Genomic DNA, 3,330 nt, shown 5'->3' with positions numbered 1-3,330 from the left:
AGAGCAACGACCCGAACTTTACGGCCAAAGCCGCCGATGTTGTTGGCCTCTACGTCGCCCCGCCCGCGAAGGCCATTGTGCTATGCGTGGACGAGAAGCCCTCGATCCAGGCCTTGGAGCGAGCGCATCGCCAGTGGCAAGCCCTCGGCGCCCAGGTGCGCAAAGGCGAGAAGTCTACGACGGTCGTTTTCTGGAAGAAGATCGGCGGCGACGCTGACAAGGATGACGACACAGGCGACGATACGGTTGAGCGCAGGCGCTTCTTTGCCCGCGGCTATGCCGTGTTCAACTGCGCGCAAGTCGACGGATATGAGCCTGAACCTGTTGTTGCTCGGTCGGAAGAAGAGCGCATCGCTCATGCCGATGCATTCTACGCCAATCTTGGCATCAACACCGTCTACGGTGGCAATGAAGCCTACTATTTGACTTCGGCCGATCGGGTGCACATGCCGGTTTTCAGCTCGTTCCGCGATGCTGCCTCTCATTATAGCGTGCTCTTTCATGAGGGGCTGCATGCCACGGGAGCGAAGCATTAGACTTGACCGCGATCTATCCGCGCGGTTTGGGTGCGAAGCCTATGCCATGGAGGAGATTATCGCAGACGCTGGGGCAGCGATGGTTCTTGCCGATCTGTCGATTTCGGCGCGGCCGAGGCCGGATCACGCTGCTTATATTTCCAGTTGGTTGAAGATTCTTCGCAACGATACCTCAGCCATCTTCACCGCTTCGAGCAAGGCTCAGGCGGCCGTTGACTGGATGCATGCCCAACAGCCTTGCAGCCAGATCAGCGCAGCGGCCTGATGGGCAGTTCAGCGGCGGGCACTAACCTTGTCCGCCGCTGCAACGACGCAAGTTGACCTTCTGCTGCCCTCGCTCGATGAAGGAGCGCGAGATTCTCGCTGGCCATCCTGCGCTTTTCTTCGCTGTGCCCGCGTGCCTCGGAACGCAGCACAGCTATCTCCGCCTCCATTTCCCGCACTTTGTCCGCGAGGTCCTTGGACGGCCCAGGTCCCTGCACCGCTGCCTCGATTTCATCGAGGATATCACGATGTGTCGTATAGAGCGGATTTCGACTCTTGCCCGCTTCACGCGCGACGGGAGCGGGACTGATCCTCACGACACGCCCCTGATGACCTGGATGACGGCCTTCTCCACGAACCAGCCGGGCCAGAGCCGCACGGTAGGCTCGAGCGGCCGACGTCGCGGCAGGGGTCCGCGGGTCAGCTTTACCCATCATGTTCTCCGATCCTGTTTAGAATGTTGTCGCACCGCTGCGGATTCCAATGATCGCGCGCAGGTATTCCAATCTGATGCCGCGCAGCGTTCCGATCTGATCGCGCGCAGGTGAAGCCCCCGATCGTTAAAGGCAATTGGCACTATCGTTAGCCCGTGGTCAAGCGGCTGCCGAGGAGATCACGTCACGTGTTTGATGATGTCGTTCGACGGAGCGAAGCTGACCGGACGCGCACCCCCAACAGTGCCGTAGCGGCTGGTCAGCTTTGCGGGCTGCGGTCTCGGTCTTCATCGGCCGACGATGTGATCACGGCCGAGGAAGAACGGGCGGGCGACGCATGGAGTCACCGTTCAGTTCGAGCCTGTGAGCGTTGTGAAGCAGGCGATCGAGTATGGCATCAGCGTAAGTTGGGTCATTTATGAGCTCATGCCATTTGGCAATTGGAAGCTGGCTGGTGACGACTGTCGACCGACGGCCGTAGCGGTCTTCGAGGATTTCGAGCAGATAATGACGGGCATTGGCGTCGATGGCTTGGAGGCCCCAATCGTCCAAAATTAGGAGCTCGATGGCGGCGATGCTCTTCATCCGCGAAGCGAGTCGGCCATCGCCCCGGGCAAGGTCCAGTTCTTCGATCAACCGCGGCAGCCGGGTGTAAAGTACAGAGTGGTCGTCCCGGCAGGCCTTGTGGCCGAGCGCACAGCCAAGCCAGCTTTTCCCGACGCCGGTTGGCCCGACAATGGCGCAATTCTCATGGTTCTTGATCCAGTCTCCGTTGAGCAGCATGTCGAACAAGCGGCGGTCGAGCCCACGGGGAGCGCGGTAGTCGATATCCTCGGGCACGGCATGATGACGCAGCTTTGCCTTGCGAAGTCGAAGCGCCAGGCGCCGGTTGTTACGCCAAGTCGCTTCATGGTCCAGCAGCAACGCCAGCCATTCGGCGTGAGCGAGACCCTGGACCTCCTCGTTGTCGGCGAGGCGCGTGAAGGCCTCGGCCATGCCGGTAAGGCCGAGCCGGGTAAGCAAGTGGAGTGTGGGGTGTGTCAGCATTTTCTTCCCTTTTTAGTGGTAATAGTCCGAGCCTCTGATGTTGGTGTGTATGATCGGCTCGCGCTCGGGGGACGCGGGCGTCGGAACGCGATCGAGCCCCTTTTCGAGGATCGATTTGACGCTTGGGTAGTTGCGAGCCTCGATCTCAAGCGCGCGCAGCGCGGCCGCCTCGAGGCGCTCGGTGCCAAAGCGCTTCTCGAGCCGGAGGATACCCAGGCACGAACGATAGCCCTGTTCGGGATGCGGCCGATCCTCGATGATCCGGTCGACCAGCAGGCGCAGCATCGGGCCGATCCGGCTCGCCTCGCTGCGGATCTTTGCCGGCGTCCACTCGCCATAGCGCCGGTGGCTGGAAGGCATGTGGGCGCTGATCGTCGTGTGCCGCCCGTTGCCGCTGCCGCGCATGTGCGCAGCGATTCGCTCGCCCGCCAGGAAGATTTCAACCGTTCGTGCGCTGATCCGCGCTTCTACCTCCCGACGGGCGAAGCGATAGGGCACCGAGTAGTAGTGTCGTTCGATCTCGACGTGATAGTCGAGCCCGACCCGGCATCGGCGCCATTCGGCATGGACCCACGGCTCGCCGGGAAGCGGTTTAAGATTCGGCGCATCAATTTCCTCGAACAGCTGGCGTCGCGTGCGGCCATACTGACGCAGCACCCGTCCGTCATTGAGCTTGGCCAGCCACTCGACGATGGCACCGTTGAGTTCAGCCAGGCTGTAGAAGGTTCGGTTGCGCAGCCGCCCCAGCAGCCAGCGCTCGACGATTCCGACGCAGGCCTCGACCTTCGCCTTATCTCTCGGACGACGCGGCCGTGCCGGCAAAATCGCCGTGCCGTAGTGCTGTGCCATATCGCTATAGCTGCGGTTGACCATGGGGTCATAGAGGCAGGCCTTGATCACCGCGACCTTGGCGTTGTCGGGCTTATGTGCCGGACATCGTTATGTGCCGAATGCTGTCACAACCCGCATTTTTAAACGCTATTTCCGCGACAGCGGCAACATAACGGAGCGCTCGTGGCATGGTGATCTCCTTCTTTCCTTAGGAGATT

General features: G+C 61.1%; 3 protein-coding genes and 1 pseudogene. 2 read left to right on the top strand and 2 right to left on the bottom strand.

Annotated elements, in window-relative coordinates; all coding sequences use genetic code 11:
• Both ACZYOF_RS43060 and ACZYOF_RS43055 read left to right on the top strand, forming a co-directional pair.
• The coding region (locus ACZYOF_RS43060) for a zincin-like metallopeptidase domain-containing protein (RefSeq protein ID WP_463719520.1) at window positions 1-536 on the top strand (536 nt) is incomplete at its 5' end.
• Between the two features lie 46 nt (window positions 537-582).
• Window positions 583-801, top strand: coding sequence for a zincin-like metallopeptidase domain-containing protein (locus ACZYOF_RS43055; RefSeq protein ID WP_463719519.1), 219 nt, complete (start codon window positions 583-585; stop codon window positions 799-801).
• A gap of 739 nt (window positions 802-1,540) precedes the next feature.
• Here the strand turns inward: ACZYOF_RS43055 and istB are convergent.
• A complete protein-coding gene (gene istB / locus ACZYOF_RS43050; RefSeq protein ID WP_456647216.1) occupies window positions 1,541-2,281 on the bottom strand; it encodes an IS21-like element helper ATPase IstB in 741 nt (246 codons plus the stop codon).
• Window positions 2,282-2,293: 12 nt separating this feature from the next.
• A pseudogene (locus tag ACZYOF_RS43045) lies at window positions 2,294-3,202 on the bottom strand (Mu transposase domain-containing protein); the annotation flags it as partial.
• Between the last annotated feature and the right edge of the window lie 128 nt (window positions 3,203-3,330).

It is taken from the genome of Bradyrhizobium sp. LeoA1Lang, from assembly GCF_055413685.1.
This window is presented reverse-complemented; position numbering and strand designations above follow the sequence as displayed.

What these genes read in the sequence shown, in the direction of transcription:
- ACZYOF_RS43055 (WP_463719519.1), top strand. Translation starts at nt 583, where the DNA reads ATGGAGGAGATTATCGCAGACGCTGGGGCAGCGATGGTTCTTGCCGAT.
- istB (WP_456647216.1), bottom strand. Translation starts at nt 2,281, where the DNA reads ATGCTGACACACCCCACACTCCACTTGCTTACCCGGCTCGGCCTTACC.